The organism is Gelidibacter sp. (genome assembly GCF_035515035.1).
Taxonomy (GTDB): domain Bacteria; phylum Bacteroidota; class Bacteroidia; order Flavobacteriales; family Flavobacteriaceae; genus Gelidibacter.
This window is the reverse complement of record NZ_DATJCA010000053.1, coordinates 1-19314: the sequence shown is the minus strand read 5'-3', so window position 1 is coordinate 19314 and position 19314 is coordinate 1. Positions and strand designations below refer to the sequence as shown.

Below are 19314 nucleotides of genomic sequence, written 5' to 3'. Positions count from 1 at the left end.
TAGAGAGATTGATGTAAAAAGCTTTGCTTAACCATGATACAGATTGAGAGCGAAGTATGAATTAGGATAGAATTTGGGAACGCAACACGTAATGCGCTCCACGTGGTTGTACTGGGTTTGGGGATTAGTTCAACCAGAAAACCCAAATGCGCTCGCTTTTGGGTTTGAGTTTCGATAAAAAAAAGAGAACTCACCAATGGCAAATTCTCTTTTCATATTTATTCTAATAAAGTGGATGTCTTATAATCCTGGTGTTCGCTTTTTAAAACGTCTGTCTTCGAATTCCTTACGATCATAAAATCGATCATCGTCATAGACATCGTCATTCGACCGTCTTTGACTCAACTCCAGGTCGTCATCCATAAAGACATCGTCATCAACTCCACGTCTTGATGAATCGTAAGGTTCTGTCGATCCATAAGTTGTATTTTTATCCATATCACGATGGTATTTTCTAATTTCATCACGGACAATTTCACGCAGGCGGTGTTCATCCTTAAAGACATTTAAACTTTCAGCATCGGCATTTTCTTTGTGTCTGCGTTGATAAGAGCCCAACACTTGATTTTCATAACTTCTATTGATGTTGGCGCCTTTTTCATACCTCTTGGTTTCCGCAAATGTGCGATGGTCTATAATTTCTGTGTAGACGTAATTCGAATCTTCATTCAAATCGACCAATCCAATAGGAATAATGATATGGTTCTCGCCATCCTTATTTACAAACTCCCTAACTTCCATTTGTGTAGGTCTTCCGTAAGGATCGTATTTGGCATCTATAATGCTTTTGTCCACTTCAACATCAAGGTAAACTACGCGTTCAGCATCTTTATTGACTAAAAGATCATCCACTTTACCAATGACACGGTTGTCTATATCCTTTACATCCCAGCCTCTAACATCAGGATATCCATCTGATATTTTATAATCAGAAAGTTCGTTTATATAATAGAGGTGTTTATTTTGTTCTGCCATAATATTCAGGTTTTAATTGTTCATTGCCTTTAAGACATCACGACTCTTTTGTAAAAATTGGGTGATGTTCGCTTGTTGTTTATCCATACTAATAGATCCATCCATTTTTGAGGTCACTTGTTTTAAATCAGCGATTTGAGATTGCAGCTGCGGATAACTCTTAACTTGAATGTCTTCCAGTACTTTTGCAACCTTATCACTCGCCGTTTTAAAGTTTTTAGCATTCTCCGAACTACTTAACGGACTGGAAACCTTGGTGATCAACATCGAGAAATTCTGCAAATCAGTTAAGGCTTGAGAATTATCTACGTTATTTTCTTCAGCTTTTTTAGCAACCGCTTTTGACAAATTGTAGTAGGCTTTTTTAGTATACGACGAATCTAGTGCAATACGCGTAGAATCACGAATTGAGCCTTCAAAAGCGGCATACTGATCGTAGGAACTGCCTACTTGATAATCTTTTCGTGTGCCCACTGTGTCCAATGGTCTGCTCTCACTTTCCATGACCTGCTCATTGGTAGTATCATCATCAAAGTCATCAGTTAAATGATCACGGTCCGGATTCTCATAAATGAAATAGGCAATAATACCTAATATGACCAGAATTGCTAGAATCCAAGGCCAAACGGGTTTTTTCTTTTCAATTTTTATCTCTGCCATAATTTTGTTTTTAAGTTAATTGGAATTTATATGTAATCACCTCATGGTGTATTATTCAAGTTACCATTACCCTAGCCAATGCCTATGCTCATTCAATAAAAGTTTTGACCCGATAAGCTTAATTTATTTATAGTCTAAAACTTAGATGACAAGTTCCCTAGGTTTATGCGCAAAATTCTAGAGAGATGATCTATTGAAAACATTTATCGTCTCAAATCATTGGCCCTAGACCATTTTTGATAACGTTTATATTGGCTGTCGCTTAATATGTCCTTTAATATTTTATCTTCCTCCTTTATTTTTGCATTCGCAGATAGCAATTTAAAAGCATCGGCCTGGTCAGATTCTTTCCAAGTCTGTATGGCATTTTCATACTTCTGAATTTGATCTTCCGTCATATCAAAAGTTTCATAGAGATCTTCCTTTCTTTTCGGATTGTCCAAATTCCAATTCTCACTTAAACTATCGGTAACTTTATCCGTACCGATGGAATTTTCATCCACTGCATCAAAATTGCCTGTAGATTTATAATTGGTGGTGTTGGTTATTTCTTTATTTTCAGGAACCGTCCTTCCTGGAGTACTATGATCCGGAGAATTATTTTTACTAAAATCACAGGACATGAGTAACGCCAAAAAGCAGATAGCTGATAATTTGTTATAATAGTTCATGGGTTCTGTTTTAAGGTTCAGCATAAAATTACAGCTAAGAAACCATGTTCCTTTTCTCAATTGCTAAAAAAGTTGCCTGTAATGAAAAAAGCCGACAGAAGATGGAGTATTAATTATTAAGGAGTTAGCATCGGATAATTAGCAAATAGATCATTTATTTTCATATTATAATGAGCACTCCTGAAAAGTAAATTGAAAATATCGTTAATAAAATAATTGATTTTTTATATTTGCACCGCAAAAGTTATTTTGGATTTAGTTTTGTATACCAAACAAAACATAGAAAGTTGGTTAATCGATTGACATTCACATCCAATGACAAATTATTTAATGCGCACGTGGCGGAATTGGTAGACGTGCCAGCTTGAGGGGCTGGTGACCATTAGGTCGTGGAAGTTCGAGTCTTCTCGTGCGCACAATGCATCATCCATTGCTTCTTAATGGACCTACTTTAATCTTTTTAATAAGGATTACCAGTAAAATCTGTAAAGTCACTCTAAAAAAGATTAGCAGTTTTCTAAGTCCATCCTTTCCTATTTCACTAATTAAATACATTCCTTTTACATCATATCATAAATTAGCTTAATTTTGTTTTATACTTTTCGAAAAAGAATGAACAATATTAAAACGATCTTCAGCATTAAGGACCTGGAAAACCTAACTGGAATAAAAGCGCACACCATCCGTATTTGGGAAAAACGTTATGAGTTGCTCGAACCCGAACGCACCGATACGAATATTAGATTTTATAATTTAAGCCATCTTCAAAAACTGCTAAACATTAGCTTTCTTAACAATAATGGGTTTAAAATTTCAAAAATAGCTTCTTTAAAGACCCCCGAAATTCATGATCAAGTGCGCGAATTGGCGAGTAAAGGCCATGTAAAAAACCACGCCATAAATACTTTAAAATTGGCCATGTTGGATTTTGACCAGGAACTATTTTATGAGACCTATAATGGCCTGATCAAAACCAAATCATTTCGAGAGTTGTTTTATGAAGTCTTTATTCCCTTCCTTTCAGAAATAGGCATGTTATGGCAAACAGATACCATTACCCCAGCGCACGAACATTTTATTTCGTCGCTCATCAAACAAAAAGTTTTGGTAAATACGGAGCTGCTACAACCCAAAATAAAAATAGAACACAATAATGCCTTCGTTCTTTTCCTTCCAGATAACGAAATCCATGAAATAGGCTTGATGTTCATCAATTATGAGCTTGTAGCGAGAGGCCAACGTTCCATTTTTCTAGGGGCCAGTGTCCCTATACCAAGTTTAACCGATGTGTTGGCCTATTATGAACAGGTAACCTTCATTTCCTACTTTACCGTTAGACCTTCGAAAGATGAACTTTCCAGCTATCTTGCCGATTTCCATGAACAACTTCTCTCCGGCAAGAATCACAAATTATGGATCCTCGGCCAGATGAGCCAACATATTGATTTAAAGAGTTTACCGGAAAATATTAAAACATTTCAAACAATAGACAGTTTAATTGCAACGATTTAACGCGTTAGAATTGTTTCTTGTTTAACTTTTATTTACTTTTGTTAAACAATGAGATTACATATAGCTATAATTGGGTCAGGGTTCTCTGCATTATCTGCAGCATGCTACCTCGCAAAAGAAGGTCATGCCGTCACCATTTTTGAAAAAAACAAGACTATTGGCGGAAGGGCACGGCAACTCAAAAAGGAGGGCTTTACTTTTGATATTGGCCCCACATGGTATTGGATGCCAGATGTGTTTGAACGTTTTTTTGCCGATTTTGGAAAACATCCGTCCGATTACTATCAGTTGGAAAAATTAAATCCTGCCTATAGCGTTTATTTTGCAAAGGACGATTTCATCACCATTGAAGACACTTTGGAAAAAATTTGTAAAACCTTTGAAAAAGAAGAACCCGGAAGTTCCCAAAAGCTGAAAAAATTCATTGCCAACGCGCAACATAATTATGACGTGGCCATAAAGGATTTGGTTTACAGACCAGGCGTCTCCCCTTTTGAGTTGATGACTCCTGTGACCATAAAAAAACTAGATCAATTTTTTAGTACCATTAAAAAAGACGTACGTAAAGAATTTAAAAACGACCGCCTGGCAAAAATCCTCGAATTTCCAGTACTTTTTCTCGGTGCCAAACCTGACAACACGCCATCCTTTTATAGTTTCATGAATTATGCCGATTTCGGGATTGGCACTTTTCATCCAAAAAAAGGCATGTATGAAGTGATCCTGGCCATGGAAAAACTTGCTAGAGATTTGGGAGTCACTATTAAAACAGAAACCGCCATTGATAAAATTCTCGTTACCAATAAAAAAGCAACAGGAATGGTCTTCAATGGCGAAACTTATCGTTGCGATATTGTTTTGAGTGGCGCAGATTACCACCATTCTGAAACCTTATTGGATAAAAAATACCGTCAATACTCTGAAGCGTATTGGGAAAAGAAAATTTTCGCACCATCTTCCCTCCTTTTTTATGTGGCGTTTGACAAAAAGATAAAGAACGTCAACCATCACACCTTGTTTTTTGACGTCGATTTTGAAACGCATGCCAAGGAAATTTATGACACTCCTAGATGGCCAGAAAATCCATTATTCTATGCAAGCTTTCCGTCTTTAACCGATAAAAGCGTGGCGCCCGAAGGTCAGGAGGCTGGAATATTTTTAATTCCGCTCGCACCTGGTCTAGAGGACACTGCAGAATTACGATCGATTTATTTCGACAAAATAATCCAACGTTTTGAAAACTTAACTTCGCAAATCGTGAAAAATAATATTATATTTAAGGAATCCTTCTGCGTGAAGGACTTTATAGATGATTATAATTCTTACAAAGGCAATGCGTATGGAATGGCGAACACGCTCATGCAAACGGCCTTTCTAAGACCAAAATTAAAGAGTAAAAAAGTGACCAATCTTTATTTCACCGGCCAGCTTACGGTTCCTGGTCCAGGAGTGCCGCCCTCCTTGATTTCAGGAAAACTGGTTGCCGAACTGATAAAAAAACATCATACCCTCAAAGCTCATGAAAGCGCTATTTGACATCGTTTCACACCAATGCAGTATGGCAGTTACAAATGCGTACAGTACGTCATTTTCTTTGGCCACCAAAATGTTGGCACAAAGTATAAGACAGGATATTTACAATATCTATGGCTTTGTGCGCTTTGCAGATGAGATTGTCGATTCTTTTCATGACTATGACAAAGAAGTCCTTTTCAATCGGTTTGAGGAAGACCTGGAACTCGCGCTTCAGCATAAAATCAGTTTAAACCCTATTTTAAATGCCTTTCAGGAAACCTTTCACAAATATAATATTGACAAACACCTGGTGACTTCTTTTATGAGTAGCATGCGACTTGATTTACACAAAAGTGATTACCTAACGGAAGCCGATTATAAAATGTACATCTATGGTTCTGCCGATGTGGTTGGACTGATGTGCCTAAAAGTTTTTGTAAAAGGTGACCGGGACAAGTATGAGCATTTAAAGGAGAGCGCCATGAGTTTAGGTTCTGCGTTTCAAAAAGTGAACTTTCTAAGAGATTTAAAAGCCGATTACGAAGATTTAAGCCGAACCTATTTTCCCAACACCAATTTGAATCACTTGGATGAAAAATCCAAACAACGGATTATTGAAGATATCGAAACCGATTTTTCTCTAGGTTTTCAAGGTATAAAAGAACTCCCGATTGAGGCAAAATTTGGTGTCTTTATGGCCTATCGTTACTATTTCCAACTCCTCAAAAAACTCAAAAGCACCCCGGCATTGGATATTAAGTCCACTCGAATACGCGTGCCCAATTACAAAAAATTCGAACTTTTGACTCGGAGTTACGTCAAATATCAACTCAATTTAATGTAAGTTTGACCATGCAAGTTTTTCTTTGGATACTCATATTTTTTGGCACTTTTGCCATTATGGAATTTAATGCCTGGTTTACCCATAAATACATTATGCATGGTTTTTTATGGAGCCTTCATAAAGACCATCACAAAAAAGACCATAAAAGTTGGTTTGAACGCAATGATATTTTCTTTATTTTCTACGCCATTGTGAGCATGACCTTATTTTATCTATGGAGTTATGAAGATCTTTGGTACTGCCTTCCGCTTGCCCTGGGTATTTTAGCTTACGGCATTGCCTATTTTATCGTACATGATATTTTTATCCATCAACGTTTTAAAATCTTTAGAAACGCCAATAATCGCTATGCCAAAGGGGTGAGGCGCGCCCATAAAATGCACCACAAGCATTTGGGAAAAGAAGATGGAGAATGTTTTGGGATGCTGATAGTCCCCTTTAAATACTTCAAAAAATAAACGACCTTTCATCTATGCAGAACGATAACCATTTTGATTATCTCATTATTGGAAATGGTCTAGCCGGATTGCAATTAGCCTTAGAACTGTCAAAGGACCCTTTTTTTGCGACTTATAGGATTGGTCTTATTGATCCCTCCGAAAAATCGGAAAACGACAAAACTTGGAGCTTTTGGGAACAAGGTCAAGGAAAATTTGACGCCATTGTGGAAAAGGTTTGGCACACTGCAAAATTTGAATCTCCTAAAATCTCCTTGACGCTTCCTCTCAAAGCATACCATTATAAAACCATCAGAGCCATTGATTTTTACACCTGGGCAAAACGCGAACTTTCATCCAAAGCAAATTTCAAGTTCATTTTAGATACCGTTCAGGAAATTAAAGATTCCGCCGATTTGGAAATTATAGGTGAACACCAAAACTATTCAGCAAAACACGTTTTCGATAGTAGAGTGCCCAAGGAATTTTACTCTGAGCAATCCCATTACACTTTAATCCATCAGCATTTTAAAGGTTGGATTATTGAAACGAAATCCGCTTGCTTTCAACCCGAAGTCTTTACCATGATGGATTACAGGTTTCAATATAAAGATTCCACCAGTTTTATCTATGTCTTGCCATTTTCTGAAACGAAAGCCTTGGTTGAATACACATTTTTCACGCCATTTCTTGTGGAAAATGACGTTTATGAAACGGCTTTGAAAACCTACCTCAAAAGTGAATACAATTTAAGTAACTTTGAAATTCTGGAAACTGAGGTTGGTAACATCCCGATGACCGATTTCGCGTTCTGGAACTACCACACAAAAAACATTACTAAAATTGGCACAGGAGGCGGTTGGGTAAAAGGCTCTACGGGCTATTCTTTTAAACATACTGAAAAGAATGTGTCCAAAGTGATCACCAATATTAAAGCAGGGAAAAACCCGTCACACCACCTCTTCAAAAAGAAATTCAAGTTTTACGATAAGATTTTCCTAAAAGTACTCCACGATGAAAACGAAAAAGGCGTGTGGATTTTTGAAAGTTTCTATTCCAAAAACACGATTAGAACCATGTTCAGATTCTTAGATGAAGAGACGACGTTCTCAGAAGACCTCGCCATTATGAAGTCACTTTTTTCAATGGCCTTTATAAAGGCTTTTTTTAAAGTATTATTCAAGCCGTAACAAATCATCCATTAATTTCCTTACACTTTTACTGTTCCAATCGGCCGCACCGGTTTTATCAATAACGATATGACCTTGTTGATCTATGACAAAAGTCCGTGGAATGGAAGACGTTTCCAACTGCACCGGATGTGCAGTCAATGAAGCATGCACTAAAAATTCATAGTCATGCTTAGTCTTGAATTTGGAGATGACCTCTTGTGTTTCATTCGAAACAAATAGGAAAACAACCTCATCCTTATAGTCTTGATATAGCTTTTCCATACTTGGCATTTCTGCAATGCAGGGCGGACACCAGGTGGCCCAGAAATTGATAAATACTACTTTCCCTTTAGCGTCGTTAAAGTTATAGGACACGCCGTTTTCGTCTACCAGTTGCCAGTTATAATCGGTCAGGACAATACGTTTTTCTTCATCAATAACCGAAGGACTGAACATGGCCAAACCTTTCTGCAAAAAAACTTGGATAGGATGTCGCGTTTGCGGAATGACGAGTAACAAAATGATCACAAGAAAGATGATATTACTACGTTGACTTTTTGATATTTTCATTGTTATAAAATCAAGAACCTCAAGGCATGTCCACAAGGTATGAATAAGAAATTGTCTTTTCGATCAAGACAAGCCTCAGGATATTAAAACCCAATGGGAATAAAAAACTCCCAATAATCATCGGGAGTTTTTATTAAATTAGTAAGCTTATAAACTTAAGATGCGCTTTGTTTTTTAATCAAGTTCAAAGCAGAACCTTCATTGTACCAATCAATTTGTTGCTGATTGTACGTGTGGTTCACTTTGATCACATCTTTACTGCCATCTGCATGTACAAACTCTATATGAAGTGGTTTATCCGGCGCAAATTGATCTAAGTCCAAGAAATTGATGGTGTCATCTTCCTGAATCAAATCGTAATCACTTTCATTAGCGAAAGTTAAACCTAACATCCCTTGTTTTTTAAGGTTTGTTTCATGGATACGTGCAAAAGATTTCACCAATACTGCCGCAACACCCAAGTGTCTTGGTTCCATGGCTGCATGCTCACGTGAAGAACCTTCACCGTAATTATGGTCGCCCACTACAATGGTAGGGACCCCTTTGGCTTTATAATCTCTCGCCACATCAGGAACTCCACCATACTCACCCGTCAATTGGTTTTTAATAAAATTGGTCTTCATCCCAAAAGCATTTACGGCCCCAATAAGCATATTGTTGGAGATATTATCCAAATGGCCTCTATAACGTAACCATGGTCCAGCCATAGAAATATGGTCCGTAGTACATTTGCCAAAAGCTTTGATCAACAGTTTTGCTCCAGTAATTTTATTCCCCAAAGGTTTGAACGGTTCTAACAATTGCAAACGTTCAGATGTTGGACTAACCGATACATCTACTTTGCTACCGTCTTCAACTGGCTCTACATACCCGGCATCTTCTACGTCAAAACCTCTTGGCGGCAGCTCAATACCTTTTGGTGGATCCAATCTTACTTGTTCCCCATCTTCATTGATCAAGTAGTCATTCATCGGATCAAAATCCAAACGTCCCGAAATCGCAATGGCAGCCACCATTTCTGGAGAGCCCACAAAAGCGTGTGTGTTTGGGTTACCATCAGCACGTTTTGAGAAGTTACGGTTGAAGGAGTGTACAATCGTATTTTTCTCATCACCTTTTAAATCACTTCTATCCCACTGTCCAATACATGGTCCACAGGCATTGGTGAAAATAGTCGCATCTAAATCTTCAAATATTTTTAAAATACCGTCTCGTTCTGCGGTGAAGCGGATTTGCTCAGAACCAGGATTGATTCCAAAGTCTGATTTTGCTTTTATATTTTTATCAACGGCTTGTTTCGCAATGGAAGCAGCACGGGTCAAGTCTTCATAAGAGGAGTTGGTACAGGATCCAATCAGGCCCCACTCTACTTTAATTGGCCATCCTTTTTCTCTTGCAAGTTTACCAAGTTCTCCAACCGGCGTTGCCAAATCTGGTGTAAACGGTCCGTTTAAGTGCGGACGCAAAGTATCTAAATTAATCTCAATAACTTGATCAAAATAGGCCTCAGGGTTTTCATAAACTTCAGGATCTCCTGTCAAATACTCACGGATTTTGTTGGCTTCATCAGCAACCTCATTACGGTCTGTCGCTCTCAAGAAACGCTCCATAGAATCGTCATAACCAAAAGTAGAAGTAGTAGCCCCAATTTCAGCCCCCATATTACAAATGGTCCCTTTTCCTGTACAAGACAAGTTCTTTGCACCAGGTCCAAAATATTCAACAATGGCACCCGTACCGCCTTTCACGGTTAAAATTCCAGCCACTTTCAAGATCACGTCTTTAGAAGCCGTCCACCCGTTTAAGTTTCCGGTCAACTTCACCCCAATAAGCTTAGGAAATCGCAATTCCCATGCCATTCCGGCCATCACGTCAACAGCATCTGCGCCACCAACACCAATAGCCACCATTCCCAATCCACCTGCATTTACAGTATGCGAATCGGTACCGATCATCATTCCTCCAGGAAACGCATAATTTTCTAAAACGACTTGGTGAATAATACCCGCACCTGGTTTCCAAAAACCGATACCATACTTATTAGATACTGACGCTAAAAAATCAAAAACTTCACTGCTCGTTTCATTAGCCCGTTTTAAATCAGGCGCTGCACCTTGCTTTGCTTGAATCAAGTGGTCACAATGTGTTGTGGTAGGAACTGCAACTTTAGGTTTTCCTGCTTGCATAAACTGCAACAGTGCCATTTGCGCTGTAGCATCCTGCAATGCAATCCGGTCCGGAGCAAAATCTACATAATCCTTCCCTCTTTTAAAAGCGGTTGTCGGATTGCCGTCCCAAAGGTGGGCGTATAAGATCTTTTCAGATAAAGTTAAAGGCTTACCAACAATCTGACGCGCTTTGTCCACACGTTCAGGCATAGTTTTGTAAACTTTTTTAATCATGTCAATATCGAATGCCATAGAGTATATTTTAAGGTTGATGTTTATTTTTATTTCCCGAAGTCTCGGAGTGCAAATTTACAAAATTTAAGAGACTTTTAAAAATCTCTAATGGAATCAAATAAAGATTAGATATCCTTCAATAAACATTACAAATAAGCTTACGAAATAGGGAATTTGACAAAATTGATACGGATAAAATAGCGATTTAGTATTTTAGAGAAAGAGATAAGCAATCAAAAATGAAAATTAAGAGAATTTATTTCACATTTCTATCCCGATAATTCAATATTGGCTTCTCAAAATAGGTATAAACCAGATTTGAAATGCCCAGGGTTAAGATCAAATACAAGGTACATATGCCAATTTTAAAAAGTAAAGAGGCCGATTTAAAATCAACTAAATAATAGAAGCACAATAAAATGGCGGAAAAATTTATGAGATAAATGGCATAGGATCTAGTACTCACAAAATAAACAAGACCGCCAAATAGTTTACTTCTTTTCATCCCTAAAGCAAATGGAAAAGCCAAAGCACAGCTTATCGAAATTAGAGGGAGGTACATAAAAACGTAAAAATATAAATGGCTCTCTGGTTGGACTTTCAATAAATAAATGAGAAGGTGCATGCCCACGAAGATACTGGCACCTAAAATTATAAGTCGGTTTTTATTCCTTTGAAATGAAGTGGGCCAATGGCGCATCAAATACACCAACACAAATCCAGTATAAATGGAATCCAATCTATAAATCACTACTTTTCTGAACATAGCGCTCCAATTCTTCTGGGTGACTAGATCAGCATTGAGATAGAATTGGAGTTTCAATAATAATCCAATAAAAATAATGGTCAGGGTAGCCCATATAAAAACAGAATGGTCTCGGTTTTTAAAAAACACAAACCCACAATAGATAAAAAAGGGCAAAACCAAATAGGCGTATTCTTCAATAGACAAGCTCCAGGATTCGGTAAAAAAGCCGGCTTGGGCAGTTGAAAAGTTTTGAAGAAACATAAAATATGAGCCTATAGTTTCTGGGAGGTCTTTTGAAAAGATATAGAAGATAATAATATTTATGAGGAGCATCAAGAAGTAGTTGGGTAAAGTTCTCCACCAACGACGTTTCCAGAAGGTTATTAAATTAGCGAATTTAGTGCGCTTTTGATCAATCTGTTTTAGCAATATACCTCCAATTAAAAAACCACTCAGGACAAAAAACAAATCAACGCCAACGGCGCCCATGGTTCTCATCAAAATCACAACTATATTATCGGTATGTCTAGTAAAAAGAAAGGTTGAATGCGATGCCACAACTAATGTAATAGCAATGGCTCTAACTAAATCCAATCCAAAATTACGTTCTTTTTGCATTTAACGGATTAAAGGGGCATTGACTATGCCTTTCGGGAATCTAAAACAAACTCTTTATAATTTGCTCATCAGATATGCCCTCAGCTTCTGCCTTATAGTTTTTGATGATCCTATGCCGGAGGATGCCACTGGCCACAGCTTGCACATCTTCAATGTCTGGAGAAAATTTACCATTAATGGCAGCATGCGTTTTAGCAGCCAAGATCAGGTTTTGGGAAGCTCTTGGCCCTGCACCCCAATCGACAAACTCTTTTACCAATCCTGAGGCAGAAGTGTCTTTAGGCCGTGTTTTTCCAACCATGGCCACAGCATATTCAATGACATTATCTGCCACTGGAATACGACGGATCAAACTTTGGAAATCATTGATCTCTTGGGCAGAGAATAAAGGATTGACTGTTGGTTTAGAATCGGTGGTGGTGGCTTTAACTACTTGAACCTCTTCTTTAAAAGAAGGGTACTCTAAGTGAATGGCAAACATAAAACGGTCCAACTGTGCTTCTGGCAAAGGATAGGTTCCTTCTTGCTCAATGGGGTTTTGGGTGGCCAATACAAAATAAGGTAAGCTTAACTGGTAATGGTGCCCTGCTACGGTTACTGAACGTTCCTGCATAGCTTCCAGCAATGCGGCCTGTGTTTTTGGTGGGGTTCTATTGATCTCATCGGCCAGAATGATATTTGCAAATATGGGACCTTTGATAAACTTAAACTGTCTGTTCTCGTCCAAAATCTCGCTCCCCAGAATATCACTCGGCATTAAGTCTGGAGTGAATTGAATGCGTTTGAAATCGAGGCCCAAAGCCTGGGCAATAGTATTGACCATTAATGTTTTTGCCAAGCCTGGAACACCAATCAACAAAGCATGACCACCGGAAAAGATCGAAATCAGGATTTGGTTGACCACCTCATCCTGCCCGACAATTACTTTGGCAATTTCAATTCTTAAGGCTTTATATTTTTTTACAAACTGTTCTACCGCAGCAACGTCAGACATACTATCCCTTTTTTAACCAATTACTTTCAAATTCACAGTTTCTGTATTCGCCATTAATATTGATATAGGTGTCCATCACTTTCTCATCGACCCATTTTTCAATGGCCTTGAATTGCTTGTCTTGTTCTGTTAAATTCTTAATCTTCAGATAGTCCTTTGAGAAATCTGCCTCATGTTCATTTATTCTGTCCGTAACGGTCAAAAGCTTAAATTTTATCGGATTGATACGGTCTTCATCCTGAAGCACCAAACTGACTTCATTATCCTTTAAACTTTCAATTTGCGTATAGAGTTCTGGATCCATTTTGGTCAATTCAAAACTGTAGTCCTGGGTACGTGGATTTATTAGCTGGCCGCCATCATTCCGGGTTTCATCTTCATCACTAAATTGTCTTGCCGCTTGAGAAAACGTAATTTCACCATCCACGATGCGTTTACGGATCAAATCAATCTTTTCCTTCGCTTCTTTTATGGCCGCCTGAGTGACTTCCGGACGAAGCAAAACGTGACGGACATCGTATTCCTGACCTCTTATTTTTTCTAAATAAATAATATGATATCCAAAATCAGTTTCAAAAGGTTCAGATATTTCACCTTCTTGCATAGAAAATGCAACATCCCTGAATTCTTTTACCATCTGTGGACGCTTTCTGTTTAAAGTATATAAACCTCCAGTTTTACGTGATGCTACATCATCAGAATATAAAACAACTTTTGACGTAAAGCTCGCGCCTCTTTCAAGGACATCTTCCTTAAATTCTTTCAACCTGGCCACAACTTTTTGTTTTTCAGCATCTGAAATTTTAGGAATAATGACAATTTGAGCCACTTTTAATTCCGTGCCAAAAAACGGACGCTCTTCTTTAGGAATCTCGTTGAAATACTGTCTTACTTCTTCAGGAGTGACCTCAATATCACTCACAATTTTCTCTTTCATTCTACTTGCAAGCTGCTGACTTTTGTTGATTTCAAACATTTCATCCCGTAAGCTTTCTTCAGTGTCTTTGTTATAAAAGTTGAGCATTCTTGGTAAACTGCCGTCCATTTGTTCCAAGATATAGTTAAACTGCTGATCAACCTGAGAACGGATCTCCAAGTCGTTGACCACAATACTATCTTGGACAGCGTGATGTGCATATAGTTTATCTTCCAGCAACTTACCAAATAATTGACAGCGGTTGGGCATATCAGATTTAGAAACCCCTGAAGCTTCCAACTGTGCAAATTGTTTGTCAAGATCTGAGTCCAGAACAATATAATCGCCTACAACAGCAACCACACCATCAATCTTAACGCGTTTATGGGTCACTGTATCCTTTACTACTTCTTTTTCTACAACGCCTTCTTCAATAACTTCCTGAGCAGAAGCAAACGTAAAGGATAATAGGACAACTAAGGTTAATGCGTACTTAAGATTAGTTGTAAATTTCAAATTGATTGTTTTTAATGGCATCTTTTGTAATATCTTTTTCAAATTGCTTGATGAGTTCTAATTTTCTACGATTGAGTATGATCTGATTGACCGTAGGTTTTACATATTCTAAGGGCGCATAATCATTTTGCTGTAGGACCTCATTAATTTGGATCAAATATAGTCCTAATGAATCTTTGAGCTGTATATAATTAGATTTTTTTAACAGTTCTTTTTTGTTATCGGCATTCACCACCGGAATTTTTTCAGCCACCTGAGCAGCATTGATCCATACGGAATCATTTAAGAAATAACTTTTGAACTGAATGCTCAAAGAATCAAGATAGCGTTTATCATTCTCATCAAATCTCTTGAAACGCTTTTCAATCTCCTCCTTATTAATGGCATTTTGGGAAATATTGATATACCTCAACCTAATTAACTCTTCATTAAGCTTAAAGGATTCTTTATTACTTTCATAAACCTTGAGAGCTTCAGACATGGAAACGGCAGTATCAATATTTCGTTTGACCAACGTTTCTACATAGGCTTTTGTATACAGATCATTCCGGTACTGATTGACCAATTTGCTGTATTCATTTTGTGTCTTTTCCGGCAGATTTCTTTTGGCTCCATCAACTAGCAATAACTGGGTGGCCCATCGGGTGATATAGCCATTCACCAAAAGGGTACTGTCTTCTACAGAAGTGCCTTCGGCTACCAAACCTTCAACGTCTTCGTGATAGAGATAAGACTCTCCAACTCTCGCAATGGGAATTCGGTTATCGGTCTGCTTGAAAAACTGGCAAGAGACCAAAAAACAGCAAATTGCAAGTATAAAAATCGAGTTTCTAATCAATTTTGGGTTGGATTTCAGATTTTACTTTGCGTAAAACGTCAGCATTTACCTTCACCTCATAGCGCTCATTAAGCGACTCCAGCCAATTGGCCTCCAAGGTGTTTTGATAATCACTAATAATTTTACCTTTCGCCTCGTCAAAGGTTTTGTTGGTTTTGGGCAATAATGCATTGACTTTTACAACGTGATAGGCATTATTGTAATGATAAATTTTAGAAAGCCCCGTTCTTAAAATCCCATCTTGAGGCAAACTTGGATCATTTGATGGCCTGATTCCTTTGGTAAAGATAACTTTCTGTTCCTTATCTGTATTCATTTCTTTGCTGATATCATCTATAGACTGGCCTCTTTTTAAATGTCGTGCCACTGTTTTGATATCATTTTCCTTGGCTGCCGTAGCAATTACAACATCCACACGATCTTCCCAAAAATAATCATCTTTATGGGTCTTGTAATAATTTTGTAGTCCAATAGTATCTGAAGCCGCAGCATTCCACACTTCCTTTTCCATGAGATCAAACAACAACAAACCATCCCTATATTCTTTCAAGATATGCGCGAACTCTTCGTTTTCAAACTCCAAATTCTCTTTATGATATTTTAAAATAGCATCTTCCTCAAAGTTTTTATATTCTTTTTCAACCACCGTCTTATAGGGCATTTTTTGATCGGCATACACTTTTTGGATGCTCAGGAGGCGCTTCCCAAAATCGTCGTACTTTAAGGTATCCGTTTCAATGATGAATAAGGTTTGGTCCTTTTCAAAATTTTTAGGCAAGGTCCATGAACGAGAAAAGAAATTAGAATTCAGAATGGATTCAAAATAGCCTTTCGCGTTCTCATTTATGGTAATATTATACTTTGCCTTTAAATCATTTGCCAAAGACGTATTGATCAGGCTGGAGCGGGAATCGCGCTGAATTTTATTTTCGATATCAAATTTCACCTCGTCATAGGATGGCGTCCCTTTTTTGTCCAATAGTTTAATAATATGCCATCCGTAATTCGTTTTGAAAGGTTCAGAAATAGCGCCAACTTTAGTCATCCCAAAGGCCACTTTCTCAAATTCCGGAGCGCTCAATTGTCCGCCAGTAAAAGGCGCTAATACTCCACCGTTACCGGAAGAACTTTTATCGTCAGAAAACTGCTTGGCCAAGGATTCAAAGTCCTCCCCTTGTTTGATTTTCTTATAAATTTCACGAATGCGTTTTTCAGGATCTGAAAGGCTATCTTTTTCATTTGGAGTGACCATGATATGCGCTACCGTAACCTCGCCAAGAGAGGCCCTTTTATCTTCTACATTGACAATGTGGTAACCAAAGCGGGTTCTAAAAGGCATAGAAACATCACCAACCTTCGTATTATAGGCAGCATTTTCAAACTCATAGACCATTTTAAACGCTGAAAAATAACCTAACTCTTCGGCAAAAACGGTCTTACCATCATGAACTTCTGATTTTACCTTTTCAAAACCGTCCTTCTTGACTCGATCCCGTAATTTCAATAAGTCTTGATATACCTTTAAGGTATCGGTTTCGTTTTCATCCAAACGGATCAAGATATGGGACGCTTTTATATCGTAGCCCATCCTGTCATAAGCTTCTTTCATCAACGCCTCTGTCACCTTTGAATCAGAAAGATAGTTTTTGATCAACTGATCTTTATACGACGAAAATTCCCTAATATATTTGGTGTCCTCATCCAATCCCATGCGTTTGGCTTCTTTCACTTTAAGTTGGTAGTTGACAAAAAGATTGAGATACCCATCAATATCCTTTTGGCTTTCATCTTTTACCAAATCGAGGTTTTTATTGTATACCCTTATAAATTCCTCCGCCTTAATTGGTTCGTCATCAACGGTAAATAACACGTCTTTAGCAGACACTTGTGCGTTTGCAAAGGCAGTTAGCCCCAGCAACAATAAACTGATGTATAATTTCATTATGCTAATTTGATATCGTTATTTTAAATACTGCAATTCTATCAACGTCGAAAGGACCGCACTATTTTCTTGTTAAAAACAGATTGACAATGGTTGCAAAAATAATACAATTAGTGCATTAAACAAGTTGCTTTTTTCAAACGGAGCGCATTGGCTTTTAGTATATCAAGACCCGAATATTAATTAGGGATTTAGGGGACGGCTCCCGTTTAATTTTATAATGATGACGATTTCCATACGATCAAGTAACATTTCATCAGTATTTTTACGCTATTGGACTTCAAGACATGCATTCTTAGTATAATGCCCGTACCTTTATAAAAACATGACCATTATTTCTTAGTTATGAAATTTTCGCTTGACATCGTAATTGAAGCGCCTTTGGAAATTTGTGCCAAAAAGTTTAATTCGACAGAAAACATGAAACATTGGCAACGTGGATTGGTTGCCGTGGAACACCTCTCTGGAATTCCGGGCGAATTTGGTGCAAGAATGAAACTCTATTTCAAAATCGGGAAACGTCAAGTGGGGATAATGGAAACCATCACCCATAAAAATTTCCCAAACGAATTTCATGCCCTCTATGCTGCTGAAGAGTTGGACAACCAACAGGAGAATTATTTTACCGCTACCTCTGAGAATCACACCAAGTGGACCTGTACCTCGGAGTTTATTCCATTAAGCTTTAAAATGCGCCTGATGCTTGGCCTCATGCCAAATACATTTAAAAAGCAAACCTTGCAATACATGAGAGATTTTAAGAACTTTGTCGAAAAAGGAATATCCGTATGCGTAAACTAAAATTAATCTGGGATTTTAAAGGTCCAGATGGCATAAAAATAGCAGAACACCATGCCATCCATTTAAATGAATTTGTTGCCGCAGAAAATTACGAAGGTATAACTACTGGGTTTGAAGCACTCCACGAATCTCACGCCATTGCTTTTTTAATCACCCCCGAAGATCAGATGAAACCGATAAGAGATGCTTTAAAACCGCATCGTGGACAGGTGCATATAGAATAACCAACAATAAATTGCACTTTAGAACTCTCCAAAAAGACCTGATAAACATTAAAGTTTCAAGACCCCTAAACTTCAAGTGTAAAAAAATTGATGCTCCCAATACCTAACAAGATCAGAGTCTCCATAATGGATCAAGCGCTATGTCTAACTAAGCCCCACCAATTCTTTGCACTTTTTTTGGAATTCCGTTTGTAGGTATTGTACAATATCTTTAGAATAGATTGAAAAACCCAGATTCGTATGGATTTCGTTGGGATAAACAAAAATAGTCCCATTAAAAAATGGGACTATTTTTATTATAAATCACTATTTGATCTCTGGAACCTACTCATTGCGTGCTCTTGATTCCATTAGTGCCGCAGTCCTGGTTCCATTAGCACAACAGTCTAGGCTCTTGATTCTATCAGCGAAGCAGTCTTAATTCTTGATTCTATTAGTGAAGCGATTCACACAACCCCGGTTACATCGGGATGGGTTCTCTGCTTACTTTACGGCCATCAATTCCACGTCAAAGACCAAGATGGCATGTGGAGGAATCACGCCACCAGCACCTTGGGCACCATAACCCAAATCGCTCGGAATGACCAAACGGGCCTTATCACCTACTTGCAACAAGCAAATCCCTTCGTCCCATCCTGAGATGACCTGACCCACACCAACTTGAAAATCTAGTGGTTGATTGCGCTTGTATGAGGAATCAAAAACAGTACCATCCGCCAATTGGCCTTTGTAATGCACAGAAACCATTTTGCCTTTTTCTGCTGCTTTTCCGCTCCCTTTATTGATTATTTTATAACGTAAACCGCTCTCTGTCTGCTCAAATCCAGCTGCCAATTTATCGAGTTCAGCCGCCTTTGCTTTGCGTTCCTCTGCAATACGCTTCTCTCTTGAGCCTTCAAAAGTCCTAAAAGCCTCAATAGCATTGAAATCTTCTGCCTCTTGACCTTCTCTAACAATCT

General features: G+C 38.0%; 18 protein-coding genes and 1 tRNA gene. 8 read left to right on the top strand and 11 right to left on the bottom strand.

Going from position 1 to position 19314, the window contains the following annotated elements; genetic code table 11:
- Nucleotides 1–240 precede the first annotated feature (240 nt).
- From VLZ86_RS04650 to VLZ86_RS04640, 3 genes are all read right to left on the bottom strand, one after another.
- Nucleotides 241–975: a PRC-barrel domain-containing protein gene (locus tag VLZ86_RS04650; protein ID WP_325449228.1), complete on the bottom strand. Its 735-nt coding sequence runs from the start codon at nucleotides 973–975 to the stop codon at nucleotides 241–243.
- 12 nt (nucleotides 976–987) lie between these two features.
- Entirely contained in the window at nucleotides 988–1635 is a 648-nt protein-coding gene (locus VLZ86_RS04645) for a hypothetical protein (protein WP_325449226.1), read from the bottom strand.
- Nucleotides 1636–1838: 203 nt separating this feature from the next.
- A complete protein-coding gene (locus VLZ86_RS04640) occupies nucleotides 1839–2306 on the bottom strand; it encodes a hypothetical protein (protein WP_325449224.1) in 468 nt (155 codons plus the stop codon).
- 332 nt (nucleotides 2307–2638) lie between these two features.
- On the opposite strand from VLZ86_RS04640, the gene VLZ86_RS04635 reads away from it, so the two are divergent.
- The 6 genes from VLZ86_RS04635 (at nucleotide 2639) to VLZ86_RS04610 (ending at nucleotide 7804) form a co-directional block, all read left to right on the top strand.
- Nucleotides 2639–2722 (top strand) — tRNA-Leu (locus VLZ86_RS04635).
- A 196-nt stretch (nucleotides 2723–2918) separates the two neighbouring features.
- Nucleotides 2919–3818, top strand: coding sequence for a MerR family transcriptional regulator (locus VLZ86_RS04630; protein WP_325449222.1), 900 nt, complete (start codon nucleotides 2919–2921; stop codon nucleotides 3816–3818).
- 48 nt (nucleotides 3819–3866) lie between these two features.
- Complete coding sequence (locus tag VLZ86_RS04625) at nucleotides 3867–5354, top strand: phytoene desaturase family protein (RefSeq protein WP_325449220.1); 1488 nt, start codon at nucleotides 3867–3869, stop codon at nucleotides 5352–5354.
- Complete coding sequence (locus tag VLZ86_RS04620) at nucleotides 5338–6177, top strand: phytoene/squalene synthase family protein (RefSeq protein WP_325449217.1); 840 nt, start codon at nucleotides 5338–5340, stop codon at nucleotides 6175–6177. The genes VLZ86_RS04625 and VLZ86_RS04620 overlap by 17 nt, the downstream gene beginning before the upstream one ends.
- Nucleotides 6178–6185: 8 nt before the next feature.
- The gene (locus VLZ86_RS04615) at nucleotides 6186–6635 is read left to right on the top strand and encodes a beta-carotene hydroxylase (protein WP_325449215.1); all 450 of its coding nucleotides are present in this window, start codon (nucleotides 6186–6188) and stop codon (nucleotides 6633–6635) included.
- A gap of 14 nt (nucleotides 6636–6649) precedes the next feature.
- Complete coding sequence (locus VLZ86_RS04610) at nucleotides 6650–7804, top strand: lycopene cyclase family protein (RefSeq protein ID WP_325449213.1); 1155 nt, start codon at nucleotides 6650–6652, stop codon at nucleotides 7802–7804.
- On the opposite strand, the gene VLZ86_RS04605 is transcribed toward VLZ86_RS04610, so the two are convergent.
- From VLZ86_RS04605 to VLZ86_RS04575, 7 genes are all read right to left on the bottom strand, one after another.
- On the bottom strand, nucleotides 7790–8356 hold the full coding sequence (locus VLZ86_RS04605) for a TlpA disulfide reductase family protein (RefSeq protein WP_325449211.1): 567 nt from the start codon (nucleotides 8354–8356) through the stop codon (nucleotides 7790–7792). The genes VLZ86_RS04610 and VLZ86_RS04605 overlap by 15 nt on opposite strands.
- A 155-nt stretch (nucleotides 8357–8511) precedes the next feature.
- Nucleotides 8512–10776, bottom strand: a complete 2265-nt coding sequence (locus VLZ86_RS04600; protein WP_325449209.1) for an aconitate hydratase — start codon at nucleotides 10774–10776, stop codon at nucleotides 8512–8514.
- Nucleotides 10777–11014: 238 nt separating this feature from the next.
- Nucleotides 11015–12124 carry an acyltransferase gene (locus VLZ86_RS04595; RefSeq protein ID WP_325449207.1) on the bottom strand — a complete coding sequence of 370 codons (1110 nt, stop codon included), beginning with the start codon at nucleotides 12122–12124 and terminating at the stop codon, nucleotides 11015–11017.
- A gap of 40 nt (nucleotides 12125–12164) precedes the next feature.
- Nucleotides 12165–13118 (bottom strand): MoxR family ATPase, encoded by a 954-nt coding sequence (locus VLZ86_RS04590; RefSeq protein WP_325449205.1) that lies wholly within the window; start codon nucleotides 13116–13118, stop codon nucleotides 12165–12167.
- Nucleotide 13119: 1 nt separating this feature from the next.
- Nucleotides 13120–14550, bottom strand: coding sequence for a peptidylprolyl isomerase (locus tag VLZ86_RS04585; protein ID WP_325449203.1), 1431 nt, complete (start codon nucleotides 14548–14550; stop codon nucleotides 13120–13122).
- Nucleotides 14534–15346: a peptidyl-prolyl cis-trans isomerase gene (locus tag VLZ86_RS04580; protein ID WP_325449201.1), complete on the bottom strand. Its 813-nt coding sequence runs from the start codon at nucleotides 15344–15346 to the stop codon at nucleotides 14534–14536. Before VLZ86_RS04580 ends, VLZ86_RS04585 begins: the two co-directional genes overlap by 17 nt.
- Nucleotides 15347–15380: 34 nt before the next feature.
- Nucleotides 15381–17330, bottom strand: coding sequence for a peptidylprolyl isomerase (locus tag VLZ86_RS04575; protein ID WP_325449199.1), 1950 nt, complete (start codon nucleotides 17328–17330; stop codon nucleotides 15381–15383).
- A 345-nt stretch (nucleotides 17331–17675) separates the two neighbouring features.
- On the opposite strand from VLZ86_RS04575, the gene VLZ86_RS04570 reads away from it, so the two are divergent.
- Together VLZ86_RS04570 and VLZ86_RS04565 are read left to right on the top strand one after the other, a co-directional pair.
- A complete protein-coding gene (locus tag VLZ86_RS04570; RefSeq protein WP_325449197.1) occupies nucleotides 17676–18131 on the top strand; it encodes an SRPBCC family protein in 456 nt (151 codons plus the stop codon).
- Nucleotides 18119–18355, top strand: coding sequence for a hypothetical protein (locus VLZ86_RS04565; RefSeq protein WP_325449195.1), 237 nt, complete (start codon nucleotides 18119–18121; stop codon nucleotides 18353–18355). Before VLZ86_RS04570 ends, VLZ86_RS04565 begins: the two co-directional genes overlap by 13 nt.
- A 483-nt stretch (nucleotides 18356–18838) precedes the next feature.
- Here the strand turns inward: VLZ86_RS04565 and VLZ86_RS04560 are convergent.
- Nucleotides 18839–19314, bottom strand: a 476-nt coding sequence (locus tag VLZ86_RS04560) for an FKBP-type peptidyl-prolyl cis-trans isomerase (RefSeq protein WP_325449193.1), incomplete at its 5' end; no start/stop codon positions are given.